This window comes from Fusobacterium sp. FSA-380-WT-3A (genome assembly GCF_012843705.1).
GTDB lineage: Bacteria > Fusobacteriota > Fusobacteriia > Fusobacteriales > Fusobacteriaceae > Fusobacterium_B.
The window spans coordinates 204,987-228,031 of record NZ_JABAFQ010000001.1 but is presented as its reverse complement, the minus strand read 5'-3'; the positions used below and the strand labels follow the sequence as shown (position 1 = coordinate 228,031).

Annotated in this window: 26 protein-coding genes and 1 pseudogene; 1 reads left to right on the top strand and 26 read right to left on the bottom strand. The window is 25.3% G+C overall.

Features of this window, described 5'->3' with window-relative positions; genetic code table 11:
* Nucleotides 1–99 precede the first annotated feature (99 nt).
* A complete protein-coding gene (locus HF862_RS01110; RefSeq protein WP_170186075.1) occupies nt 100–2,034 on the bottom strand; it encodes a toxin-antitoxin system YwqK family antitoxin in 1,935 nt (644 codons plus the stop codon).
* Nucleotides 2,035–2,242: 208 nt separating this feature from the next.
* Complete coding sequence (locus HF862_RS01105) at nt 2,243–4,888, bottom strand: tetratricopeptide repeat protein (protein WP_170186074.1); 2,646 nt, start codon at nt 4,886–4,888, stop codon at nt 2,243–2,245.
* A gap of 211 nt (nt 4,889–5,099) precedes the next feature.
* Here HF862_RS01105 and HF862_RS01100 point away from each other — a divergent pair, with 211 nt between their 5' ends.
* Nucleotides 5,100–5,288: an antitoxin VbhA family protein gene (locus HF862_RS01100; RefSeq protein ID WP_170186073.1), complete on the top strand. Its 189-nt coding sequence runs from the start codon at nt 5,100–5,102 to the stop codon at nt 5,286–5,288.
* A 282-nt stretch (nt 5,289–5,570) separates the two neighbouring features.
* Here HF862_RS01100 and HF862_RS01095 read toward each other — a convergent pair whose 3' ends face one another.
* The 24 genes and pseudogenes from HF862_RS01095 to HF862_RS00980 all read right to left on the bottom strand — a co-directional run bounded on the left by HF862_RS01095 (nt 5,571) and on the right by HF862_RS00980 (nt 23,021).
* A complete protein-coding gene (locus tag HF862_RS01095; RefSeq protein WP_170186072.1) occupies nt 5,571–8,249 on the bottom strand; it encodes a tetratricopeptide repeat protein in 2,679 nt (892 codons plus the stop codon).
* Between the two features lie 112 nt (nt 8,250–8,361).
* A complete protein-coding gene (locus HF862_RS01090) occupies nt 8,362–8,859 on the bottom strand; it encodes an AAA family ATPase (RefSeq protein WP_170186071.1) in 498 nt (165 codons plus the stop codon).
* Between the two features lie 30 nt (nt 8,860–8,889).
* On the bottom strand, nt 8,890–10,071 hold the full coding sequence (locus HF862_RS01085; protein ID WP_170186070.1) for an RtcB family protein: 1,182 nt from the start codon (nt 10,069–10,071) through the stop codon (nt 8,890–8,892).
* 40 nt (nt 10,072–10,111) lie between these two features.
* Nucleotides 10,112–10,591: a DUF2004 domain-containing protein gene (locus HF862_RS01080; protein ID WP_170186069.1), complete on the bottom strand. Its 480-nt coding sequence runs from the start codon at nt 10,589–10,591 to the stop codon at nt 10,112–10,114.
* A gap of 26 nt (nt 10,592–10,617) precedes the next feature.
* Nucleotides 10,618–11,085, bottom strand: coding sequence for a hypothetical protein (locus HF862_RS01075; RefSeq protein ID WP_170186068.1), 468 nt, complete (start codon nt 11,083–11,085; stop codon nt 10,618–10,620).
* A gap of 15 nt (nt 11,086–11,100) precedes the next feature.
* Nucleotides 11,101–12,006 (bottom strand): hypothetical protein, encoded by a 906-nt coding sequence (locus HF862_RS01070; protein ID WP_170186067.1) that lies wholly within the window; start codon nt 12,004–12,006, stop codon nt 11,101–11,103.
* A 12-nt stretch (nt 12,007–12,018) separates the two neighbouring features.
* Nucleotides 12,019–12,576, bottom strand: coding sequence for an RNA 2'-phosphotransferase (locus HF862_RS01065; protein ID WP_170186066.1), 558 nt, complete (start codon nt 12,574–12,576; stop codon nt 12,019–12,021).
* A gap of 1 nt (nt 12,577) precedes the next feature.
* On the bottom strand, nt 12,578–12,991 hold the full coding sequence (locus tag HF862_RS01060) for a polyketide cyclase (protein WP_170186065.1): 414 nt from the start codon (nt 12,989–12,991) through the stop codon (nt 12,578–12,580).
* Nucleotides 12,992–13,021: 30 nt separating this feature from the next.
* A pseudogene (locus tag HF862_RS10150) lies at nt 13,022–13,171 on the bottom strand (GNAT family N-acetyltransferase); the annotation flags it as partial.
* 12 nt (nt 13,172–13,183) lie between these two features.
* Nucleotides 13,184–13,606, bottom strand: a complete 423-nt coding sequence (locus HF862_RS01050) for a nuclear transport factor 2 family protein (protein ID WP_170186064.1) — start codon at nt 13,604–13,606, stop codon at nt 13,184–13,186.
* A complete protein-coding gene (locus HF862_RS01045; protein ID WP_206038969.1) occupies nt 13,607–14,062 on the bottom strand; it encodes a GNAT family N-acetyltransferase in 456 nt (151 codons plus the stop codon).
* A 16-nt stretch (nt 14,063–14,078) separates the two neighbouring features.
* Nucleotides 14,079–14,558, bottom strand: a complete 480-nt coding sequence (locus tag HF862_RS01040; protein WP_170186063.1) for a hypothetical protein — start codon at nt 14,556–14,558, stop codon at nt 14,079–14,081.
* A 9-nt stretch (nt 14,559–14,567) separates the two neighbouring features.
* Entirely contained in the window at nt 14,568–15,704 is a 1,137-nt protein-coding gene (locus HF862_RS01035; protein ID WP_170186062.1) for a suppressor of fused domain protein, read from the bottom strand.
* Between the two features lie 75 nt (nt 15,705–15,779).
* A complete protein-coding gene (locus tag HF862_RS01030) occupies nt 15,780–16,052 on the bottom strand; it encodes a hypothetical protein (protein WP_170186061.1) in 273 nt (90 codons plus the stop codon).
* Nucleotides 16,053–16,072: 20 nt separating this feature from the next.
* Nucleotides 16,073–17,404, bottom strand: coding sequence for a hypothetical protein (locus HF862_RS01025; RefSeq protein WP_170186060.1), 1,332 nt, complete (start codon nt 17,402–17,404; stop codon nt 16,073–16,075).
* Nucleotides 17,391–18,473 (bottom strand): ankyrin repeat domain-containing protein, encoded by a 1,083-nt coding sequence (locus HF862_RS01020; protein ID WP_170186059.1) that lies wholly within the window; start codon nt 18,471–18,473, stop codon nt 17,391–17,393. Before HF862_RS01020 ends, HF862_RS01025 begins: the two co-directional genes overlap by 14 nt.
* A gap of 9 nt (nt 18,474–18,482) precedes the next feature.
* Nucleotides 18,483–18,977, bottom strand: coding sequence for a toxin-antitoxin system YwqK family antitoxin (locus HF862_RS01015; RefSeq protein WP_170186058.1), 495 nt, complete (start codon nt 18,975–18,977; stop codon nt 18,483–18,485).
* An 11-nt stretch (nt 18,978–18,988) separates the two neighbouring features.
* A complete protein-coding gene (locus HF862_RS01010; RefSeq protein ID WP_170186057.1) occupies nt 18,989–19,528 on the bottom strand; it encodes a CbrC family protein in 540 nt (179 codons plus the stop codon).
* Nucleotides 19,529–19,554: 26 nt separating this feature from the next.
* A complete protein-coding gene (locus tag HF862_RS01005) occupies nt 19,555–20,094 on the bottom strand; it encodes an SUKH-3 domain-containing protein (protein ID WP_170186056.1) in 540 nt (179 codons plus the stop codon).
* Nucleotides 20,095–20,134: 40 nt separating this feature from the next.
* On the bottom strand, nt 20,135–20,911 hold the full coding sequence (locus HF862_RS01000; RefSeq protein WP_170186055.1) for a hypothetical protein: 777 nt from the start codon (nt 20,909–20,911) through the stop codon (nt 20,135–20,137).
* A gap of 114 nt (nt 20,912–21,025) precedes the next feature.
* Nucleotides 21,026–21,511 (bottom strand): DUF4259 domain-containing protein, encoded by a 486-nt coding sequence (locus HF862_RS00995; protein WP_170186054.1) that lies wholly within the window; start codon nt 21,509–21,511, stop codon nt 21,026–21,028.
* A gap of 10 nt (nt 21,512–21,521) precedes the next feature.
* Complete coding sequence (locus HF862_RS00990; protein ID WP_170186053.1) at nt 21,522–22,055, bottom strand: DUF2262 domain-containing protein; 534 nt, start codon at nt 22,053–22,055, stop codon at nt 21,522–21,524.
* A gap of 9 nt (nt 22,056–22,064) precedes the next feature.
* A complete protein-coding gene (locus tag HF862_RS00985; protein ID WP_170186052.1) occupies nt 22,065–22,487 on the bottom strand; it encodes a DUF4375 domain-containing protein in 423 nt (140 codons plus the stop codon).
* 9 nt (nt 22,488–22,496) lie between these two features.
* On the bottom strand, nt 22,497–23,021 hold the full coding sequence (locus HF862_RS00980; RefSeq protein WP_170186051.1) for a hypothetical protein: 525 nt from the start codon (nt 23,019–23,021) through the stop codon (nt 22,497–22,499).
* Between the last annotated feature and the right edge of the window lie 24 nt (nt 23,022–23,045).

Here is a 23,045-nt window from a genome sequence, read left to right as displayed (position 1 = left end):
CTTTTATATAAACATCTTTTGAGTATTCTATCTTTCCATTTCCCATAAGAAGTAAAGACAGTATCCCTAATAAAAATATCTTTTTCATTTTAACTCCTTTTAATTATTACCTTCAAAATTTTCTAAAAATTTTATTACTCCTGGTGTTTTTCTTGTTATCTCTTTTCCATCTCTATCAAATTCTTGAGATGGAAGTGCAGGTTTATGATATTCAAAATAATGAATATAATGTAATGTTCCATCATCTTCTCTGTATTCTTTTTCTATCCATTTAAAATCTTTTGTTTTATCATAGATAGTTTCACTTACTAATATCCCATTTTCACTATAAATTTTTCTAATTCTTTTATCATAGTCGTACATTTCTTTTATTTTTCCATTATAGTAGTATTCTTCTTTTCTTATTTCTCTACCTTCTTTGTAAACTCCATAGAATTTTAATTTTTTACTTTCATAATATTTTTTAACATCTCCATGAAGTCTACCATTTTGATAATTTGATTCTTCTATTAACTCTCCATCTGATGTATATATTTTTTCTATTCCATTTCTAAATCCTGCTTTGAAAGTGGTCATTCTTTCACATACTCCATCAAAATTATATTCTTTTTCTATTCCATCTTTTTCATCATTTTTATACTCAGTTTCTTTGGCTAATGTTCCATCAGAATAATATTCTCTTGATTTTCCATTTAATTTTCCACCCTTATACATTTTCTCTTTTTCTAAAATAACTTCACTTTTATTATAATAATATAGAGCTTTTCCTTCTTCTAATCCATTTTTATATATAATTTTTGACTTTATATTTCCATTTTCATAATAATTTTTAACTTCCCCCTCTAACTTATCATTTTTATATACTCCCTCTGATTTTAAACTTCCATCTTCATAGTATTCTTTAAAAAGACCTTCTAATTTGTCATCTTTGTAACTACCTTCCCATAAAACAATTTTTCCTGTACTATCATATTGTTTAGAAACACCATTTCTTTCTTTAGATTTATATTCTGTCATATAATATTTTTCATCTGCAGAACTTTCTCTTACAACTCCATCTTTTACTTCTAACTTTTCTCCTTCAAATAAAATATCATTAGCTTTTTCATATTTATTTATAGGTTGTTTTTCTGTATTAGCCATAAGTCTTTTTGGAGATGTAACAGTAGTTGTTAATAAATAAGCTCCATAGTTATTCATTATCTCATAAATATTACTTTTTGATAAACCTTCTTCAAGCTCATACTCTATTGTTTCTTTTGTAGTATTTTTAAATGGCTCATCTAAAACTTTTAAATCTTCATTTACATTTCCTGTTCTTTTTAAATTTTTTATATAGTCATATGAATTTAAAGCCAATATTCTTTCATCAATAACATTTATATGTAAAGTTACAAAGTTAAAATATCCACTTTCTTTATAAAATTTTACAAATTCAAAAATTTGTTTTCTATACCACTCTTTATCTTTTTCATCTTTCACTCTACCAAAAATAAAAATTTTTCCTATTGTAGGATTTCCATTAGTTATAGCATACTTTTCAAATGCCTCTTTTCTTCTTTCCATTTCTTCAATAAAGTTTCTTTTCTCATAATATCCTTGTACATCAAAAACAGTATAAACATTATCTCCAAATAATTCTTTTAATTTGGGTAAAAAGAATTCACTAGCTCCCTCATTTAATACTACTGCTCCAAAATTATCTCCTGGGTCTAAATACATTCCTTTTATCTCAACAAATCCTGTTCCCCAATAATATTCATCATTTTGTTTATATGTCCCAAGATAACTTTTAGGAAAAATTATTCCAGCCTCATACCATACTTTATCTTTATTTATTCTTCTTTTACCAAAATGTCCTATATAGAATTCTTCTCCATAGGTCTTTTCTAAATATCTTTCAAGTTTTTTTTCTGCTCTGCTACTCCTAGTCCAAAACATCATCCAAGTATCTAATAAATTTATAAATAATAATATTCCAGCTATTAATCTAATTGCATAAATAAAAATTTTCTTTATTCCATCCTCTTCCATAATCCCCCCATAAAAAAATGCCCATAATAAAATTATTCTTTTTAAAATAATTTTACTTTGGGCATCACCTCTCTTAGCATTACAAAAATATGTTTTTCTGTTGAGTATTATATCATATTTTTATTATAATTAAAAGACGAAAATAAGTTATTTTTATATAAAAAAGAGTTGATAAGTTCTATTTTATATCAACTCTTTTCATATTAAATTATGATAATAAATTTAATGGTTGTAATAATTGTTTTACCATATCAAAATCTTTTTTTACATCAGAAGAATTTTCTTTTTCTCCTCCTATAAATGATTCAGCAATCTCTAAATATTTTTGAGCTTTTTCTCTATCTTCTATTAAAGCATAGCAAATAGCAAGCTCTAATTCTACCCAACCTCTAAATAATGTATTTTCTAAACTATTTTCTAAAACTTCTATAGCTTTTTGAACTTCTCCACCTTTTCTATAAACCATACCTAAATGATATGCAACCCAAGTATCATCTGGATTTATAAATAAAGCTTTTTCAAAATATTTTTGTGCTTCTTTTTTCTTGTTAAGTTTGGATGAAACAAATCCTAATTGTCCAAAAATCCAGTTATCATCTCTTCCTAATTCTATTGCCTTATTAAGATACTCAAAAGCTTCATTATATTTTGTAGAATCATCTGATAAATTCCAACCTATTTCTGAATATAACCAAATATCTTTTCTTCCAAGTTTTTCAGCTTCAAACAGATATTTTAAAGCTTCTTTAGATTTATTTAGTTTTCCATATAAATATCCTATTTGAGAATTTACCAATATTTTATCACAATTTTCAAATGTAAGTACTTTTTGTAATCTTATAATCGCTTCTTCTATATTTCCTAACTCTCCAAGACATTCAGCTATCTCAATATTTATCCAGTCATCATTTCTTCCTAGTTCCTCTACTTTTAAATAATTTTCTAAAGCTTCTTTATATTTTTTTAATTTCTTTAAAGAGAAACCTATTTCAGTAAATATCCAATCATCTTCTCTTCCTAAAGATTTAGCTTTTTGTAAATATAAAACAGCTTCTTCATATCTATCTAATCTATTTAAAGAAAAGCCTATTTCTGAATCTATCCAAGAATCATCTTTTCCTAATAATTCTTTGGCCATTTCTAAATACTCAAGAGCTTCTTGATTTTTTCCTAAAGCATTTAGCCAATATCCAATTTCAGCATTGACTCCTACATCATTTTTTCCTAATTCTTTAGCTTTTTTATAGCATTCTATTCCTTCCTCTATTTTATTTATTCTAGCAAGAGCATAACCTTTTTCAAAATAAATCCATTCATCATTTCTTCCTAATTCCATAGCTTTTTCTATATATGATAAAGCTTTTTCATTTTCTCTAATATGATTATATACCCAACCAAATTCAGAATTTATCCAGATATCATCTCTTCCTAGTTCTTTAGCTTTATTAAGATATTCTAAACCTTTTTCAATATCATTTTTTATATTATCATATATCCAAGCTATTTCAGAAATAATATAAGCATCTTCTGAATCTACTTCCAATCCTTTTTGATAACTTTCCATAGCTTCATCATATTTTTCTAATTCTCTATAAGCTAATCCTAGTCTACCATATATCCAACTGTCTTCTCTTCCTAGTTCTATAGCTTTTTTATACTCTCCAACAGCTTCTTCAAATCTATTTAATCCTGATAGGCAATATCCTAATTCAGAGTGTAACCAAATATCATCTCTTCCTAACTCCACTACTTTTTGTAAATGTTCATAAGCTTTTTCATATTCTCTCATATGGTCATATGCCCAAGCTAATTCAGATTCTCCATAGATAATTCCCTCATCATCTTTTGCAATAGATAATATTTTTTTAAAATACTCTATAGCTTCTTCATCTTTTCCCTCTTCTATTTTTTTATTTCCTAAATCAGAATAAGTATATCTTAAAAGAGTATCTCCATCTGGCTCATTAGGATTTAACTCTAAACATCTTTCAAAATATTTTTGAGCTTCTTCAAGTTTTCCAGAATAATAACAAGAATATCCTATACGGAAATTCCAAAGAGATGTATTTTCTCCCTCATCTTTTAGTGAAAGTAAAACTTCCATTCCTTTTTCATATTCATCATTATTATTGTATGCTCTTGCAAGTTTTCCAAGAATATCGTAAGTTAATTGTTCTTTTGGAAGAGAGGTAATTATATTGATAATTTCTTTATGTTGATTATCCTTATGTAACATATCTAACTTTTTCTCTAAATCACTTTTATTTAAAAATTGATTATATAACTCTTCATCATCAATATTTATTAATCTTTCTTCTAAATTTTTATCTGCTTCTTCATTTATATAGTGAGAGTTTGCATAAGCATATCCTCTATCATTTTCTATATCATCTTTTAATGTTAAAAATTCATAATCATTTGGTACAAGCTCCAATCCTTTATCTATAGCTCTAAAAGCTTCATCTAAAAGATTGAATTTATAGCATAGTCTTCCAAGTTGTAACCAACCCCAAGGATAATTAGGTTCTATCTCAGTTCCCATTCTACTATATTCTAAAGCTTCATCAAATCTTCTAAGGTAAACTAATGCACAAGAATATCTATAACACCAAACTCCACTTTTCACTCCTTCTTCTTTTACTTTAGCAAGAGTTTTTTCTGATAGTTCATAATATTCATACATATCCATATTGTTATAAACATAGGCTCTCCAAAGAGCGACATCTAAATCATTATCCATCTCTTCATCTGTATAGTTATTTTCCTTTTGTAATGCTTCTAATCCTTTTATTACTTCATCAAGATATTCTGCTTCTTCAAATTCTTTAGCCCATTCTTTAGTTACCAGTGACATAAGTATACCTCCTTAACTAGTTTCAATGTATTTTTGTTATATTAAAGTATAGTTCACTTTTTTTATAAAGTCAATTATTTATAATAAAATTTTTTAATAAAAAACCATTGATATTTAATGATAATTAGAACTTGAAAAAATAAAAATTTTATATTATACTTATAATATAGATATTTCACATAAAAATATTATTATGTTAAAGGGATAAAAAATGACTAAAAAAGAAATTGAAAAAGCTAAAAGAATTGAAAAAAATATAGAAGCTATGAGTTATGCTATTCATAGTAATGAGTTAGCTGGATTTGTATATACAAAAGAAGAGTTAGCCTTTCTTTCAGATGTTGCAGAAGAAAAAATAACTGTTGAAGAAGCAATAGAAATTATAAAAAATAAAAAATAATAGTACTATAAAATTTTTATTTAGGAAGATTTATTCGTAAAGTAGCGAATAGGGTAATCAAAAAAAATACTTAAAGAGAAGATATGTTCGTAGAGTAGCGAACAAGATAATCAAAAGAAATGCTCAAAAAGAAGATATAAAAAAAGCTCCTATTTTTAGGAGCTTTTTTATTTTATTTCTCTCTTTATATAAATTCTATTTAATAAGATTTATTTTTAATTATTAATAATATAACTATAAAAAATTTTTTGCTCTTAATCTCTTATAGTATTGATATTAATCTTATGATAAATAAATATTATTGGAAATTAATTGTTTAACTGTATCGTATTCTTTTTTAATTTCTAAAGATTTTGCAATTTCTCCTCCAATATATGAGTCTACTTCCTCTAAATATTTTTGTGCTTTTTCTTTTTCATCAATTAGAGCGTAACACCAAGCAAGTTCTAATTCTGTCCAACCTTTAAATTCTCCCATCTCTAAAACTATATTTAACAACTCTATTGCTTTTGATATTTCTCCATACTTTCTATAAGTTGCCCCTAAATTATATAATATCCACTCATCATCAGGCTCTATAAATCTAGCTTTTTCAAAATATTTTATGGCTTCTTTAAATTTTTCAAGTTTCATATAAGCAAACCCAATTTGTCCATTAAGCCACTTGTCATCTCTTCCTAAGTCTTGAGCTTTAATTAAATATTCCAATCCTTTTTTATAATTCTTTAACTTATCTTTACTACTTTCCATTTCATCAGCTATATTTAATATGTTCCAAGCTATTTCTGAAAGAACCCAGGTATCATCACTTTTTAATTTTTCAGCTTCATATAAATATTTTAAAGCTTCTTCATAATTTTCCTCTTTCCCTAATATTCTTCCTATTTCAGAGTTTATATAAAGTTTATCACACTCTTCATAAGTAAGAGCTTTTTTAAGTCTTATAATTCCTTCTTCTAACTTATCCATTTCTGTTAAACATTCAGCTATTTCAACATTAATCCAATCATTATCTTTTCCTAATTCTTCAGCTTTATATAGATATTTTAAAGCTTCTTCATATCTTTCTAAATTTTTTAAGCAAAATCCTATTTCAGTAAATAGCCAATCATCTTTTCTTCCTAAAGTCTTAGCTTTTTGTAAATATAAAATAGCTTCTTCGTATCTATCTAATCTATTTAAACAATAACCTATTTCAGAATTAATCCACTCATCATCTCTTTTATCTCTAGCTTTTATTAAATAAGGAAAAGCTTCCTCATATCTATTTAAACAATCAAAACAATATCCAATTTCAGAGTAAAGCCATTCATCATTTTTACCTAATTTTTCAGATTTTAATAAATATTCTAAAGCTTCTTCCTCTCTATTCATTCTATTAAGAGAAAATCCAACTTCATAATTAATCCCTTCATCATCTCTTCCTAACTCTTTAGCTCTCAATATATGTTTTAATCCCTTTGGATAGTCTTTTAAATGATTATATAACCAACCAAATTCTGAATTTATCCAAATATCATCTCTTCCTAATTTTTTAGCTTTATTCAAATACTCTAATCCCTTAGAAAAGTCTGATTTTTTATTATTATAAATCCAAGCAATTTCTGAAAGTAACCAAATTTCTGATTTTTTTTCTTCTGCTTCAAGTCCTCTTAAGAAAATCTCCAAAGCTTTCTCATAATTTTCTACCTCTTCATACATAGTGCCAAGTCTAGCATATATCCAATCATCATTTCTACCCATTTCAATAGCTTTTTCAAAATGTTTTATAGCTTCTTGATATTTTTCTAATCCACCTAAACAGAATCCTAACTCTGAATGTACCCAAATATCATCTCTTCCTAAAGTAACAACATTTTGTAAATATTTATATGCCTTTTCATATTCTTTTATATGGTCGTATGCCCAGCCTAAATCTCTTTCAGTTAAAATAATAGTTTCTTCATCAGTTGCTAAATCTCTAGCTTTTAAAAGGTATTTTAATCCAACTTCAGATTCTCCAGATTCAACTTTACCATTTCCTATCTTTGAGCATATTAATCTATACAACATTATTGAATTTTTTCTTTCAGGCTCTATTTCTAAGGCTTTTACAATATATTTTTCAGCTTCCTCTAAATTATTTGAACATAAATATGAATAAGCCATTCTATGATTCCAAAGAGCTGTATTCTCTTCATTATCTTTCAGTCTAAGTAAAACTTTTATAGCTTCTTCTGGTTCAGAATTATTATTGTATGCTTTAGAAAGAGAATATAAGATTCCAACTGTTAATTTCTCATTAGGAAGAGAATTAATCAAATCTATTATCTCTTGGAATTTTTCTAATTCATCTAAAATTATAATCTCTTTTTCTATATCACTTCTACTTAGAAATTCATTATATAGCTTCTCATCATCAATATTAAGAAGGTCATCTTCAGATTCATCATTATCTACTTCTTCATCAACATAATGAGTAAGACAAAAAGCAAATCCTCTATCATTATCTATATCATCTTTTAAAGTTAAAAAAGTATAAGCATTAGGTCTTAATTGAAGTCCAGTTTCTATCGCTTTATAAGCTTCATCTAATAAATTAAACTTATAATAAAGTTTTGCTAGTTCTAACCAAGCCCATGGATATTTAGGGTCTAATTCTACTGCTCTTTTACAATATTCTAAAGCTTCTTCAAATCTTCTTAAATAAACTATTGCACAAGCATAGGTACAACACCACTCACTATTATTTATTCCTTTTTCTTTAACTTTAGAAAGAGTTTTTTCTGTCAATTCAAAAAACTCATATTTATTAACATTATTATAAGCATAAGCTCTCCAAAGAGCAACTTCTAAGTCATTATCCATCTCTTCATCAGAATAGTTATTTTTAACTTGAAATTTATCTAGTATTGGTAGGACATCAACTGCATACTCTTGATTTTCTAATTCTTTAATTATTTTCTTAGTTAAAATTCCCATAGAGTTCTCCTTAATTATCTTTAAAATTATAAATTATTTTTTAGTTTAATAGAAAATAAAATTTTCTCATTTTTAAATAATTTTTCTATTTTTATTTATAATTTTTTTAATTTTACTTTATATTTTTTATTATATTTACTATTTCAATAGGAGTTAAATTAGAAACTTCTATTTTTATTCCCTCATGATTTTTATAATCTTTTAATCTCTCCTTACTTTTCAATATAATTTCTTCTTTTCGTAATCCTAGTTCTATATCTTTTTTTAATCTTTTCTCTAATTCTAGCTCATTGCATACTAAAGAGATAGAAAATACTTCTACTTTTTCTAAATTTAACCTACTTAATATTTCTTTCTCTACTTCTTTTAAATTTAATACCCAACAAAAAATTATATTCTTGTATTCACTACATTTTAAAAAATTATTTAAAAGATAAATTATATTATCAATAACCATTTTTTTAGTTTCTTCATTTACTATAAAAGGAGACATATCCCAACACCAATCTCCATCTAAAAAAACACTTCTATCTAAAGAATTTTTTAATAACTTTGATACAGTTGTTTTTCCAATTCCCATTGTTCCTTTAATTATATATAATTTTTTCATTTTTATTCTTCCTAATTTAATTTTAAAATTTTAATTAGCTTTAAAATTATAAATTGGTTTTACTATCTCCTCTATTTCAATAGTATCTCCAATAACTTCTAAAATCTCTTCCATAGGTTTATAAGCCATAGGAGATTCATCTAAGGTGTTATTAGATATACAGGTAGTAAATATTCCTTCCATAACTTCTTTAAATTCATCTAAAGATAGATTTTCTTTAGCTTTTTTTCTACTAAGAATCCTTCCAGTACCATGTGGAGCTGAATAGTTCCATTCTGGATTCCCCTTTCCTATTCCTATGATAATTCCATCCCGCATATTTAAAGGAATTATAACTTTTTCATCTTTTTTAGCTGATGTAGCACCTTTTCTTAAAATATGAAGTCCTTTATAATCTTCTATATAGTTATGAGTACTCTCTATATAATTTCCCTTAACAAAGGGAATATCCAATTTCTCTAAAATAGTTTTTATCATTATCTCTCTATTTAAACAAGCAAACTCTTCCATAACTCTCATATCAAAGAGATAATCTTCTAAATAAACTCCTTCTAAATAACAGCTTGTATTAGGAATATGAGGATTTTCTTTTTTATATTCCTCTATCATATTTTCTCTCTCTTCTGGAGCTACATTTTTAGTTATATTATAAATATACTCTACTCTCTCTTTATTACAAGTATCTATTGCAATATTTTGATGATAACTTGCTACTTGAACTCCTAAATTTCTACTTCCAGAGTGAACAAATAGAATATAACACTCTTCATTTTCTCCTACCTCTATAAAATGATTTCCTCCTCCAAGAGTTCCCAAGCTCAAATAAGCTCTATCCATAGATTGTTTATCTACCTTAGCTTTTAATTTTATCTCATAACCTTTAGGGATAAACTTTGATTTTCTCTTATTTACTGATAATCCACTTGGAATATTTTTTCTTATTATATCATCTAACTCTTTTAATTTCTCTATATGAAATTTAAAATATCTCTTGTCTATTTTATAACCAGCTATTCCACAACCAATATCTACACCTACATGGTTAGGACAAACTTTATCAGTTATCAGCATAGTAGTTCCTACTACACAACCTTTTCCAGCATGATAATCTGGCATAATTACTATATTATTATCATTAAATATTCTATTAATTTCTTCTATCTGATTTATAGCTTCATAATCAGTCAAATTATTTGACATTATTTTATACATAAATTATCCTCCATCTCTAACTTAATGGAGAAATGAAATTTTAACTTTCCCAAGTAATATCTACTATTTCTCCATTTTTATCAGTAACTATAACTAAAATTTCATCACTTATTTCATCATCAAGAATATAATCCCAAATAGCATAATCTTCATATTCAGGATAAATTCCTATTCTTCTAAGTTTTATTATTGAAAGAACTTGCCTATCTAAAGATAATTTTTTATCACACTCTTCGAGTAATCTTTCTTCTTCTATTGCTTCTCCTAATTCTTCCAAATGAAAATCAACCCATTCTTTTGTTATTCCATCATTTTCAAAGTCTTCTACAATCTCTTTATCAATTTTTTCTTTAAAAACTTCTAATTTAGAAATATATTCTTCATATTCTTTTACCCAACTATCTTTTCCAAGAACTACATCAGTATTTATATCAAGCTCTATTTCCCTATTTTGAAATTCTATTGTAGTTTCAAGGTAATCAGTATTAAAATCCACATTTTTAAAATATTTTATATCCATAGTTCCTCCTTATTTTATATTAACTTTTACCAACAACAATCATATCTTAAATCATTCCAATAATATAATGCATTTTCACTATATAAAATAATTTCACACCCTGAATAGTATGGTTCTTTATCAAACCACACCCAACATTCAAAGTGAAAACACTGATAACTTTTGTATTGTTTAGTAAATTCTATTTTAAAATAACCGTTATTAACAGCATTTATAAAGTCAATTGTATTCCATTTTTCTCTAACTATTATTCCATTTTCTTCATTGAGCATATAAATCTTAATTCCATCAATTTTTTTATCAATAATCGAAAAACTAACTTGTGAAGAACTTGTTAGAACTGTATTTTCAGAATTATTTAAAGAATGTTGCTGCATTATCCAAAATCCATTAGGAAAAATAAAAGATAAAATCCCATTATCAAAATTTATTTTTTCAACACAACAATCATGAAGATTAATATAAGAATCATCTAAGTCACAATGTTTATACATTTTCTCCACCTACTCTTATACTTCTCTCTTTTTATTAGAATATAAAATTCTTTGGTAGTCCCAATCTTTAGAATCCATATCCCCTAAATACATTCTTTCATGTTCAGGAACAGCTTCATAAGTTTTTCTTAATTTCTCTTTTGTATAATCACAAGGGTCAGCCAAATATTCAAAATACGCTTCTCTACATAATTCAAGAGTTGTTTCTTCTTCACAAACTTTTTTCATCATATCTTCTACTTCTTTAAATTTTTGGCTTTTTTCTACAAAATAATTAATTTTTTCTATTTCTATTTCTGCAAAATCTTTTATAAAAAATCTATCTTTTACCTCTGTTGTAAGAATATTTTTATCAAACATCTCTTTTATTTCTTCTAAAGAAAAATATTTTTCCTCTAACATTCCAATTTCAAAAGTTTTATCCTCATAAGCTATTAAGGTAGTTAAATACAATTTCTCTTCAAAATTATAAAAAATAAAAGTATCATCTCCATCAAACCAGCTATATAATTTAGATTTATGTTCCATTTTAAATGGAGTAGAAGTAACCATCATTTCTTTTTTATAATCTTCCTTTGGAATTTTTTTAACTATTTTGTTAATTTCTTCTATATAAGGATTTAACTCTTTTATATTTTCTATAATAGATTTATAATATGTATCTTTATTATACTCCCAATTAGCTGATTTTATAACATAATCTCCAACTTCAAAAATAGAAATATTTTTTCCATTTGGAATTTCACAACATAACCAATCTTTCTCAATAACTTCTTTAATATCCTGAAATTCTACTTTTTCCCAACAATTAATTACTCCATTTTCATAAAGAGCTACTGTTGTAAAAAAATAATTTCCATTTTTAATAATACCTGGGATATATCTTCCCTCAATCCTTTGATAACAATATATATTCTTCATAATTTTTACCTCTTAATAAATAATCTTATCCCATAAAATATACTTACTTGGAATATCATCACTTAACCAAACCTTATTCTCTGATAAATAAAATTTATGTCCAATTTTCTTTAAACTCTCTATATCTATTGATAAAATAACTACTTCTCCATGTCTTTTCCCAACATTTCTAGCTGTTTCTATATCTTTAGACAGATGAACATATTGTCTATTCCCTTTTATTATCCCTTTTTCTCTAATACTTTCTAAAAATCTAGTTGCTGTTCCATGATATAGAATAGTTGGAGGTGTCATTTCTTTTAAATTTAATTCTACTTCAATAGAGTGTCCCTGACTAGCTCTTATTTTTTCTTTATTTTCACTAAAAGAATATCTCTTTTTATTATTTTCTCTAACTATTCTTTCTAATATTTCCATATCAATATATCTTCCAGAAAGCTTTATTTTTTCTATCAACTCTTTTACATCTGCCCAGCCATTTTTATCTAAAGCTATTCCTATTGTTTCTGGTTTATGTCTAAGAATAAGACTTAAAAATTTTCCAAGTTTTACATCATCTAATTTTTTCATACTATACTCCTAATTTATTTACATTTTCATATAAATATTTTTCTAAGTTTTTCATATATATTTTTTGTTGTCTTTTTACATAAATTTTTAAAATAGGAGTTAACCATGTTTTTTTAGCTTTTAAATCTTCTACAAATTTTATTTTAGTTTTTCCGTTCTCAACTAAAAATTCTCCTTTCCAATAACCTTCCAAATTTGAATTATTAATTTTAAATTCTAAGTACTTAAATTTTTCCTCTTTAATAATTTTAAAATTAGTTAAATATCCATCTTTAGTAACTTCTATAAATTCTTTTTCATTGATAATATCCACTCTTGAAAGTTCACTTCTCCAATGATATTTTTTAAAATTTGTTATGACATTCCATACTATTTTTATATCAAAATCAAAAGTTTTTTCAATACTAAAAATCATTTTAATCCCTCTCTTCTTTACGAGTTTATTCTATATTTCTCTCTTCAAATATATCATATCTACTAATTGAACTCCATTTTCTATTATAGGTTTATCATAATTTTTAATAAAAAAATCCTTTATAATATGAGATTTTTTAAAACCACACTTTTCATAAAAAGGGATAGTAGTAGGACTATTTTACTCCTATATTTAAAACCAATTGTACTTTTTAGATTTTCTCTTTTCTTCATAAGGGTTATAAGTATCATCATTACAACCAAATTCTTTTAAATAAATAATTTTATTAAAATCATTCCATTTTATTATGGAAATACCATCAAACTTTTGTATTTCCCCATCATTCATTTCACAAAAAAATTTCCACTCAACAAAAGTTTTATCTTTATTGTGAGTAAATTCTAATATATCCCATTTCTTTACTGTTCCTCTTTGATTCCATTCATTAAACCAATAAGTAATTTCCGATAAATTATCATATTGAGGTCCCCAACTTTCTATATAAATTGCTGATTCTGAAAATATGTTTTCTATACCCTTATTTTCTTTTTGTAACCACATTTCAAACCACAATCTAACTTTACTTTCTCTTTCTATATAAATTTTCTCATTCATTTACTCCCCTCTTTTCAAAATTTTTTTCAAATATATCATATCTACTAATTGAACTCCATTTTCAATTATAGGTTTATCATAATTTTTAATAAAAAAATCTTTTATAATATGAGATTTTTTAAAACCACACTTTTCATAAAAAGGGATAGTAGTAGGACTATCTCCTGTTCCTACTTGTATGACTAAATAATTTTTTGAATATTTTTCTGTTATAAACTCTATTAATTTCTTTCCATAACCTTGCTTATGCCAATTAGGTAAAGTTGCTATATTTTTTATTTCTAATATTCCATTCCCCTCATCTGTTACAACACACTCTGCCTTTACTCCATTATCATCAAGAATATACATTTCTCCTCTTTCAAGATATTTATCAATCATTTTTTCTTCTTCGTCAGCTAATAATAATAAATCAATATATTTTTTCTTATTAGTTTCTACTTTTAAAATCTTCAAAATACTCTCTTCCTTTCTACAATCCAGTATTTCTCCTATAACTTTCAATAGTTCTTTTTGGCAATTTTGTTCCTATATTATCTAGTATTTTCCAAAAATTTCTGTAATCCTTTGAAGATATAATATAATTCTTATTTTCTGTAATTATTTTAATTCTATAATAGTGAATATAAAGTTTAGGTATAAATTCACTTTCTATAAATTTTATTTTTTCTATATCTTTTTTCTTAATTCTAACTTCTTTTCTTAAGAGTGGGTAAAAAAATATTAATTCATAATGGGTAATCTTCATAGTCTTATATAAAATAAAATCTCTTATAAATATCCAACCATAACAAATTGCCAATAAAATTGTAAAAATTATATAACTATTTTTAGAGAAAGTAACTTTTGTTTTTAATCCAAAATAAACTACAAAGCAAGAAAAACTTATAAAAATACTATCTATTATTTTTGATAAAATATTTATCTTACTTTTAATCTTGTAATTTTCCATAGGATTCTCCTAATTTTTATAACTTTCTAATTCTTTTAGCCATTTGTTATAGACTTTATCTATAACCTCTTTCATATCTTGATAATATTTTTCATCAAAATTTAGATATAAATAAGCTTCTCTTTTTAATTCTGGCGAATAATATTTCTCCTCTCCAAAGATTCTTTTAGCATAGTTGTCTATATCTCCTGGGAAAAAATCTTCATTATCAAAATCATAGTCATAGTAATATCTAATAAATTCTTTTCCTACATCGTTAAAGAATGATTTTCTTAAATCCCCTTTTAATCTATATTTTACCAACTCTCTTAAATCAATAAAATCTTGAGAAGTGTATTTTTCAAGCTCTTTACCATAAGCTTTTAAGAAATTATCACTTAAAAAATTATTTTCCATAGCCCAACGAAGAAAGATAGCTAAGTGATTATATATATTTATCTCATCTACCTCTATTCCTTTTGAATAGTAATCTCCTAAATGCCATTCTGATGAATCCATAATATCATTTTGCAACTCTTTTTCTTCCTCTGAATATTCAAGAACTTTTTCTCTTTGCATATCTACAACATAGTTTATTTTTTTCTCTACATCTAGTAACAATAAATTTTTCATTCCATTTTTTAAAGCAAAAGTATATTCCTCATCATATAAAGGAACTATTTGATAAAATTGTAAATTTCTATTTTCAAGTTTTAAAAGTCCAGAGTTTTCTTCTTTCATTTCTGGATATAATAAAACTAATGCACTTAAATTAGTTTTAGAATTAAAAGGCTCAAAATTATTTTCTAAATGTCCCCATTCATATGCAGAATAGTATGAAAATGGTATATATGTTAAATTCATTAAGTTATCCAATGCCCAAGTATAATTTTCATCATCTAAATTCCAATCAGGAGGTAAAGAAATCATAAGTTCTGTATAGCTTGAAAAATTTTCATTATTTTGGTTATACATCTTATGCTCTCCCATTCCAAGAGTTATAAGTGTATAATATGGCTTTTCCTCTGTTGGATTAATTTGAGCCACATCTAAATATAAATCATCAAAGCCAACATCTTGGTATATTTTTTCTATTTTTCCAAAATTTTCCTCTATAAATTTTATAATCTCCATTCTTTCATTTTGAGTGTATTCCATAATTTCCATAATAAAACCTCCTTATTTAATATCTTAATGAGTGGTCTGATTTTTTAATCAGGCCACCTTTAAAATATAAAATATTTATATAAAAAGTAACCATTCTGAATGACTAACTATTGCATATATAATTTTTCTTTTAGGCTCTTTATTTTTAATAACTTTAATAACTATATAAATAATGCTTAAAAGATTTACAAGAATTAAGATTCTAAAAAATATTAAACTATAAAAGCCTATAAAAAATCCTGGAATTATAATAAAAATATCATAAAGTTTATTTATTATAAAAAGTTTTCTTAAATCTTCATATTTTCTTACAAATAGAAAGTATATAAAGGTGTAAAAAACAGCCATAATTAAGAGTATAATTAAAATTATTTGTATTCCCATTTTACTTCTTCCTTTTTATCTAAATAAAATTCTATTAAATAAAATGATATAATTAAATTTATAAAGTATATAAGCCCTGTAAAACTTCCATTTAGAATACTAATCATTAAAAAAGTATTTTCTCCTATTAAAATTAACAGAACTTTAGGATTTAAAAATTTTGTAGTTAAACTAAATCCATCTTTTAAAGCTAAAGTAAGTGGATTATCAATGAAAGCACTTAGTATTTGAAAATTTATAACTAACCCTATAAAACTTATCATTAGAATAAGTAAAAAATTATGTAAGAAATCATTTTCAAGAATAAAATTTATATTCATATTAATACTATATTCTATAAATACAATAATTGTTAAGAGTATTCCCCCTATAATATTAATAATTAAAATATTGAAAAATTTTCTTACATTCATTGATTTTGGTTGAACTCTTCCATTAATTTTAATTAACATATTTAGAATTAAAATTTCTAATCCTGTTATTACCAATAAAACTAATACTCCCCAAACTATCAATAAAAGTATCTTATCTGCCAAAATACTAATTACAAAATAAAAAGATAATCCTGTTCCAAATATAACTATTACTGCTCCTATACTTAATATAGATTTCATATAAAATCCTAAAGATTTTTCTCTTAATCTATAAGTAACCTCATCTTTTCTATCTGAAATTAGAAAGTTTTTAAAAACTAACATCAGAAAACAAATAAAAATTGTTACAAAGAAAAGAAAAAATATGTTTAGTAAATCATGGCAAACATCAGTATTCAATCCATAATATATTAAAACAGAGATATACAAAGTAAAAATTATTCCATAAAACAATATCAAAATCCTTGAAGCTTTTTCTTTAAAGTATCTAAACATATCTATTACAGCTATTCTACCCTCTAAATCTTTAACTAAAGAGTATAAAAATCCCATAACAAAGATAGATACTATAATGTCAGTAGATACTGTTTTCAGATTAAAGAAAAATATTTGACTATTACTTAAAAACTCATTTCTATCCAAAATTTCTATTTGTTTATAGAGTAAAAGTGCATTTAAAAAGAAAATCACTATATAGATTATAGTATTTATTGCTATATCTTTTCCCCTTCTTCCTTTCCACTCCTCTATAAAAAGTATTCCCAACATAGCTGGAATAAAAATAGTAAATGTTTCTACTTTTATATCAAATTTATTTACTCCAAAGATAACAGCTAGATTTAATAAAAATATTATAACTATTTTAAATGATTTTTTATAAAGTTCTGATACACTAATTTTAAATATCTCTAGCATAATATCAGCCCCTTTACAGTTCCCCATTTATAAATTTTCCAACAATCTCTTCACAATTATTTATAAAATAGCTCCAATCTCCTATTTTATAAATCTCCTCATGCTCTCCATCAAAAATATACAAAGTTTTTTCTTTAGAATACCATAAAAGATGTAACCAATAGTTTTCTAAATCCTTTACTAAAGAAAGATATTTTTTTCTTTTCCAAGTCATTTCAACTGTATCTTCCAATTTAAAAAACTCAATATATTTGCTATCAATATTTTTAGAGAACTCTATCTTTAAATCTCCCTTATCAAAGAACTCTACCATATCTTTTGGCAATTTATATTTTTTTATTATACTTTTTCTAGTTTCTTCATTATGAAAATCTACTGGTTCTAAGCTTTTAATATACTCTATCATCTCTTGATTTTCATTTAAAACTGCTATTGTATATGGTCTTTCTCCAAATTTATTTTTAATTGTAATATCTGCTCCCTTTTCTACTAACCATTTTACTAATTCAAGAGAGTTTCTTTGAACAGCTACCATCACAGGAGTTGAATTATCAGTAAAAACCATCTCATATTCATGGTAATTTATATCAGCTCCATAGTCTAAAAACATTTGAGCTAAATTTTTATTTTTATCATAGATAGCTTCCCTCAAACAATTATTTCCATATTTTTTAACTGTTACTCCATACTTTTCAAAAATATCTATATTTTCAAATTTTTTTCCATAGTAAATATCAGCAAAAATTCTCTCATATTGCCTTTCAGTTAAATTTTCTAATGCTCCATGTTTTATTAATAATTCACATATCTCTGAAGATAAAAAACGCCCTGCACTTGAAATAGGAGTTACCCAATCATCTATTCCAGCTTTTACATTCACTTCTTTTTCTAAAAGCCATAAAATAACTTTTTCATTAACACATTGTATAGCCATTTCTAAAGGAGTTTCTGTTATAAATTCATTTAAAGTAATTTTTTTGTTTATATCCCAACCTTTTTTATATTCCTCTTCCAATTTTTCAATATCACTATTTATGATATATTCTACTACTTGAGGTACTGTTTCAAAATTTCCAAGATAACCAATCTTATACATAGTCCCTCCCTATTTTTCTTTATAATTTTCTATCTTTAATAAACTTCCATCAGGATTATATAATTTCCATTTTCCTATCTTTTTACCCTCTTTATATTTTCCCTCTGAAAGTAATTTTCCATTTTCATTATAATATTTCCAAAGTCCCGTTTCTTCTCCTTGAAAAACTTCTCCCTCTTCTTCTAACTGTCCATTAGGATAATATCCTCTATATTTTCCTTTTCTATCCTTTAAATTTTCTTCAAATTTTAAATTTCCACTTTCATAAAAAGCTTTTATATTTTCTAAATCTCCATTTTTAAAACTTCCTATTTGAGATAGAGTCCCATCTTTATAAAATTCTTTAAACTCCCCATTAAGTTTTCCATTTTTAAAATTTTCTATTGATTGCACTTGTCCATTTTCATATTTTTTTATTATCTGTCCTGTAAAATTTTCTTTTATCTGATAACCAAAAGAATAGGCTATAAAGCTAAAAAATATCATCAATATCAACTTTTTCATAAGTTTTACCTCTAATCAACATCAAAATATAAAAAATGTTTTCCACAATGTAAACATCTGAATAAATATCCTTGTACATGTCCTCCATTAACCATATTTTTTATTATTTCTATCTGTTCTTCACTCCATTCATTTCCATCAGCAGGATTTCCATTTTTAATAACTTCTTCTAAAAGTCCCATTTTTTCTAGTTCTTTAGTTCCTACATAATCAATAAAAGCACAAAAATCATCACAATGAGTTACCCAACATTCTTCTTGCCAACCACAATAACTAGGAGTTCTATGTATCAATTCATCAATTTTTTCTTCATCACTAACTTTTCCAAAATAAAGTGATATAAAATCTCCATCAAACTTTCTACTTGCTTCTCCATTAGCTATACATTCTGGACATAAATATTCAATATCTTCAACAGAATAAAAAGGTCCAGTATAATAAACATCAGTTTCTTTTCCACAACATTCACATACTACAGTTTCATCAGTTTCAAACTCTCCTGTTTTTAAAGGCTCTGGATAATATTTAAAAAATGGCAATTCTTTTTTCATAAAAATTCCTCCTATACTTTTTCATATTAATTTTTCTCTAAATCTCTTTGATTTTCAAAAGTTACATAAATTTCATTTCCTAAATAATGCCTAAAATTATATTCTAAGTAATCAAAGATAGAATCATACTGTTCCATACAATCATTTCTATAATAAAGAGTATGATAAAATTTTCCTCTATCATCTATCCATAAAGTGCCACCAATATGCCAACCTGTTTCAACTATTGGAATTACTTTATCTCTTACCTCTTCTGGAATTTGTTTTAATTCATATTCTTTATCTTGTTCTTCAAAAGGTAAATCATAAGGAATGGAAAAGCTAAAATCATTTCCCCCTATTCGTACTTCTCCATTTTTACCTATGTATTTAAAAAACCAATCTTCTTTTATCCCTGAAAATTCTTGTAAAAATTTTTTAGCAAAATCATTTAGAATATAATTATTCTCTTGATAATACTCTATTATTTTTTCTATATCTACTTTTCTTCCTTCATACCAACCAGCATATTTTAAAACCTGATGAGCTAAAGATTTTTCACTATTAAGTTTATAGACTTTTCCCATATAATCATCTCCTAGCTTCCATATTCAACTTCTAATTTTGTTACTTTTCTGATAAATAAGAAAAATCAATATTAAAAATTTTGTAGCAGTTATCATAATTTACTTTATTTTCTCCATGCCACCAGTTGAGTGGATAGGATAGACTTTGTTTTAAATTACCAGTATCTCTCATTAATGGTGGAGTAAAAGAATCTATATATCCTTTATGCTCTGGTGTTTCTAAAATTCCACAAATAGCAAGTGTTTCAAGGATTCCAATAATCTCACTTTTATTACAAGGTAATAGTTTACTTTCCTGAATTTTTTTACATAACATAATACCTGTAGCTTGGTCGTTCATTGTAGATGATATTGATATTATTTTCTCTAAAATATCCTTGTCAATATTTGTAGGGATTTTTTTATCCATATGAGTAAATTCATTAAGATAAAAAATTGGTTTTCCTATTCCACCCCAAATCCCACCACCTTGGTACTTAACCCAATTATAAAATGTTCTATTCAGTTGAGATGGAACTTTGTCTGTTCTCCCTCTGTCAAACTTCAACCAGCTTACAGCATATACATATGACGCTAAAATATATCTATACTCCATATCACGAGTAGATAAACTATATAAAAAAGCATTAGCAACATCATTAAGAGAAATATACTTAAGACTTTGTGTTAAAATAGATATAGCTTCTTCAGATGAAATAGGCAAATCCTCTAAAATAGCTCCCTGTTCCTTTGCATATGCAATTTCTTCATATGATAATAGATTTCTTTTTGTATCATTCATATAGTTCATCAGAATTTTTTTACTTTTTTTATCCATTAAATATTTTTCCCTCACTTTAGGTTTTTAGTTCACTTATATATTTACTATTTTTTCTCTATTATTTATGTATGACAACCAGTATATTTTAAAATTTGATGAGCTAAACATCTCCTATCTTTTATATTCAACTTTTAATTTTTCAATTAAAGAGCCTAGATGATTATACCATTCTTCATAACTTGGATTTTGTCCATTATCATACCACAAATCTACTATTTCTCTTTCTCCATCTTCATCTGGAACTTTATTATAAATATTAGTTAAATAATCAATAAGGTATTTTAAAGATTTTTTATCACTAGAAAATTTTTCTAATTTAGAAAAAGTAGTTTCACCTTCCTCTTCGTCGTCATAATCTAATTTTCCATTCTCTTTAAAATCAAAATAAAGTTCTGATATAGCTATTGCTGTATTATCATAAAGAAATTCTATATCTTCAAAAGTTTCTCCTAACATTCCTTCTTCAATCATTAAATTTATTATTCCTTTTAAAGTAATCACTTTCTTATTTTTAAATCCTTCAAGGTATTCTCTTAAAACATCAACAACATCTAATCCCTCATCACTTTCTAATGCTTTTATACCCCAAGCCCCCATAATTACCTCCTTATCCAGCTAAACCATTAATTGAAAAACTTCCATCTTCTTCTATATAGCATTCTATACAATGTCCTACAAAATAATCAGGCTCAAAAGTAAGAGATACTGACAAAAGTTCTATTTCTCCATCTAAATAAATATCAGTTGCAATTTCTGTAAAATTCATACTTTTTTCAAAATCTTCTTCAGTTATTGGAGTATAAACTTTAGTACCATTTATAAGATAACAATTTTCTTCTTTGTCGTCTTTTATTCCTCCTTCTTCCCATTTTACCCATTTTGTTGCAAGATTTATATAATCTCCTCCCTTTAAAAGTTCCATAAGTTGTGCTTTATTTTTTTCAGCTTTTTCAAGAATAGTATTTATTTTTTCTAAAGATTTATTTAAAATATTTTTTAATTCGCTTTCAGAAACTTCTTCTTCTGTATCATAGTTTAAAAGTACTTCTGATTTTTGTCCTAAAAAATCAATACAAGAAGTAAAATAATATCCCCAATCATTTTCCTCTATTTCAAAATCATCTACTCTTAATTTTTCCATATTACACCTCTATTTAATATAAAAATTATACATTTTTTCCATTATATTATCTTCATCTTCCCAATATTCTTCATCAAGAGAATTTAATTTTTCCTCATCTTCTACAGTTAAATATTTAGGTATATCCCATAATTCTTTTAATCTATCATCATTTTCAAGTTTAACTATAACAGAATAACACTCTTCTAAAATTCTTTTAGAATTATTAGCCCCTATTTTTTCAAGAGCTTTTATTTCTAACAAATAAGAATTATAACCCCAATTACAAAATGCTTGAAGAAATCCTCCATTATAAATATCTAATTCATATTGGAATAATACCCCTATTTCCTGTGTTTTTTCATCTAAATTATCATAATTAGGTTTTGCCTCTGCAAATTTTTCTCCATATTTCTCAAAGGTTTTCCACCATAAATCTTCTGTAACTTCCATATTACACCTCTAATCAAAAAAATTTTTTATCTCTTTTCTCTTATCTAAGATTTCAAAAAGTTTGTCCATATCCAAATCAAACATTTTACTATCATCATTTATTTTAGAGAAATAATAATTTACTTTTTCCTCTCCAAAATTTTTTTCTAATTCTTCCCATTCTTCTTTAGCAAAAGGAACAAAAGCTAAAGTATCACTTCCTAAACTTTCCATAAATAATCTTATCTCATACTCTGGTTGTATTATCTTATTTAAAGTCTTTATAGTAGTATCTCTATCGGAACCCTCCTCATTAGGATAAGATATTTTATACTCTTTTCCATTCCATTCTATAATTATATTAAAGCCCATTTTATTATCAGCATTTTCATATTTTCCAATAAGTTTTCCAGTTTGAATAATTTTCTCCACATAATTAATTATACTGTCATCTTCTTCTCTCCAATCTATCCAAACAAGTTTTGTAGAATTTTCCCACAATTCATCAAAACTCTCTCTATCTTCATTTTTTAAAAAATTTTTTATATATTCCATAGTTAATCTCCTTAATTTTTTAAA

Coding starts and splice junctions, on each gene's coding strand:
- HF862_RS01020 (WP_170186059.1), bottom strand. CDS start 18,473: ATGTATAAGATTGGTTATCTTGGAAATTTTGAAACAGTACCTCAAGTA.
- HF862_RS01075 (WP_170186068.1), bottom strand. CDS start 11,085: ATGTATAAACATTGTGACTTAGATGATTCTTATATTAATCTTCATGAT.
- HF862_RS01100 (WP_170186073.1), top strand. CDS start 5,100: ATGACTAAAAAAGAAATTGAAAAAGCTAAAAGAATTGAAAAAAATATA.
- HF862_RS01095 (WP_170186072.1), bottom strand. CDS start 8,249: ATGGGAATTTTAACTAAGAAAATAATTAAAGAATTAGAAAATCAAGAG.
- HF862_RS01060 (WP_170186065.1), bottom strand. CDS start 12,991: ATGATTTTTAGTATTGAAAAAACTTTTGATTTTGATATAAAAATAGTA.
- HF862_RS01025 (WP_170186060.1), bottom strand. CDS start 17,404: ATGGGGAACTGTAAAGGGGCTGATATTATGCTAGAGATATTTAAAATT.
- HF862_RS01040 (WP_170186063.1), bottom strand. CDS start 14,558: ATGGAAAATTACAAGATTAAAAGTAAGATAAATATTTTATCAAAAATA.
- HF862_RS01065 (WP_170186066.1), bottom strand. CDS start 12,576: ATGAAAAAATTAGATGATGTAAAACTTGGAAAATTTTTAAGTCTTATT.
- HF862_RS01010 (WP_170186057.1), bottom strand. CDS start 19,528: ATGAAAAAAGAATTGCCATTTTTTAAATATTATCCAGAGCCTTTAAAA.
- HF862_RS01005 (WP_170186056.1), bottom strand. CDS start 20,094: ATGGGAAAAGTCTATAAACTTAATAGTGAAAAATCTTTAGCTCATCAG.
- HF862_RS01110 (WP_170186075.1), bottom strand. CDS start 2,034: ATGGAAGAGGATGGAATAAAGAAAATTTTTATTTATGCAATTAGATTA.
- HF862_RS00980 (WP_170186051.1), bottom strand. CDS start 23,021: ATGGAATATATAAAAAATTTTTTAAAAAATGAAGATAGAGAGAGTTTT.
- HF862_RS00995 (WP_170186054.1), bottom strand. CDS start 21,511: ATGGGGGCTTGGGGTATAAAAGCATTAGAAAGTGATGAGGGATTAGAT.
- HF862_RS01000 (WP_170186055.1), bottom strand. CDS start 20,911: ATGGATAAAAAAAGTAAAAAAATTCTGATGAACTATATGAATGATACA.
- HF862_RS01030 (WP_170186061.1), bottom strand. CDS start 16,052: ATGGCTGTTTTTTACACCTTTATATACTTTCTATTTGTAAGAAAATAT.
- HF862_RS01080 (WP_170186069.1), bottom strand. CDS start 10,591: ATGGATATAAAATATTTTAAAAATGTGGATTTTAATACTGATTACCTT.
- HF862_RS01090 (WP_170186071.1), bottom strand. CDS start 8,859: ATGAAAAAATTATATATAATTAAAGGAACAATGGGAATTGGAAAAACA.
- HF862_RS01050 (WP_170186064.1), bottom strand. CDS start 13,606: ATGAATGAGAAAATTTATATAGAAAGAGAAAGTAAAGTTAGATTGTGG.
- HF862_RS00985 (WP_170186052.1), bottom strand. CDS start 22,487: ATGGAAGTTACAGAAGATTTATGGTGGAAAACCTTTGAGAAATATGGA.
- HF862_RS01015 (WP_170186058.1), bottom strand. CDS start 18,977: ATGAAAAAGTTGATATTGATGATATTTTTTAGCTTTATAGCCTATTCT.
- HF862_RS01035 (WP_170186062.1), bottom strand. CDS start 15,704: ATGGAAATTATGGAATACACTCAAAATGAAAGAATGGAGATTATAAAA.
- HF862_RS01105 (WP_170186074.1), bottom strand. CDS start 4,888: ATGTCACTGGTAACTAAAGAATGGGCTAAAGAATTTGAAGAAGCAGAA.
- HF862_RS01070 (WP_170186067.1), bottom strand. CDS start 12,006: ATGAAGAATATATATTGTTATCAAAGGATTGAGGGAAGATATATCCCA.
- HF862_RS01085 (WP_170186070.1), bottom strand. CDS start 10,071: ATGTATAAAATAATGTCAAATAATTTGACTGATTATGAAGCTATAAAT.
- HF862_RS00990 (WP_170186053.1), bottom strand. CDS start 22,055: ATGGAAAAATTAAGAGTAGATGATTTTGAAATAGAGGAAAATGATTGG.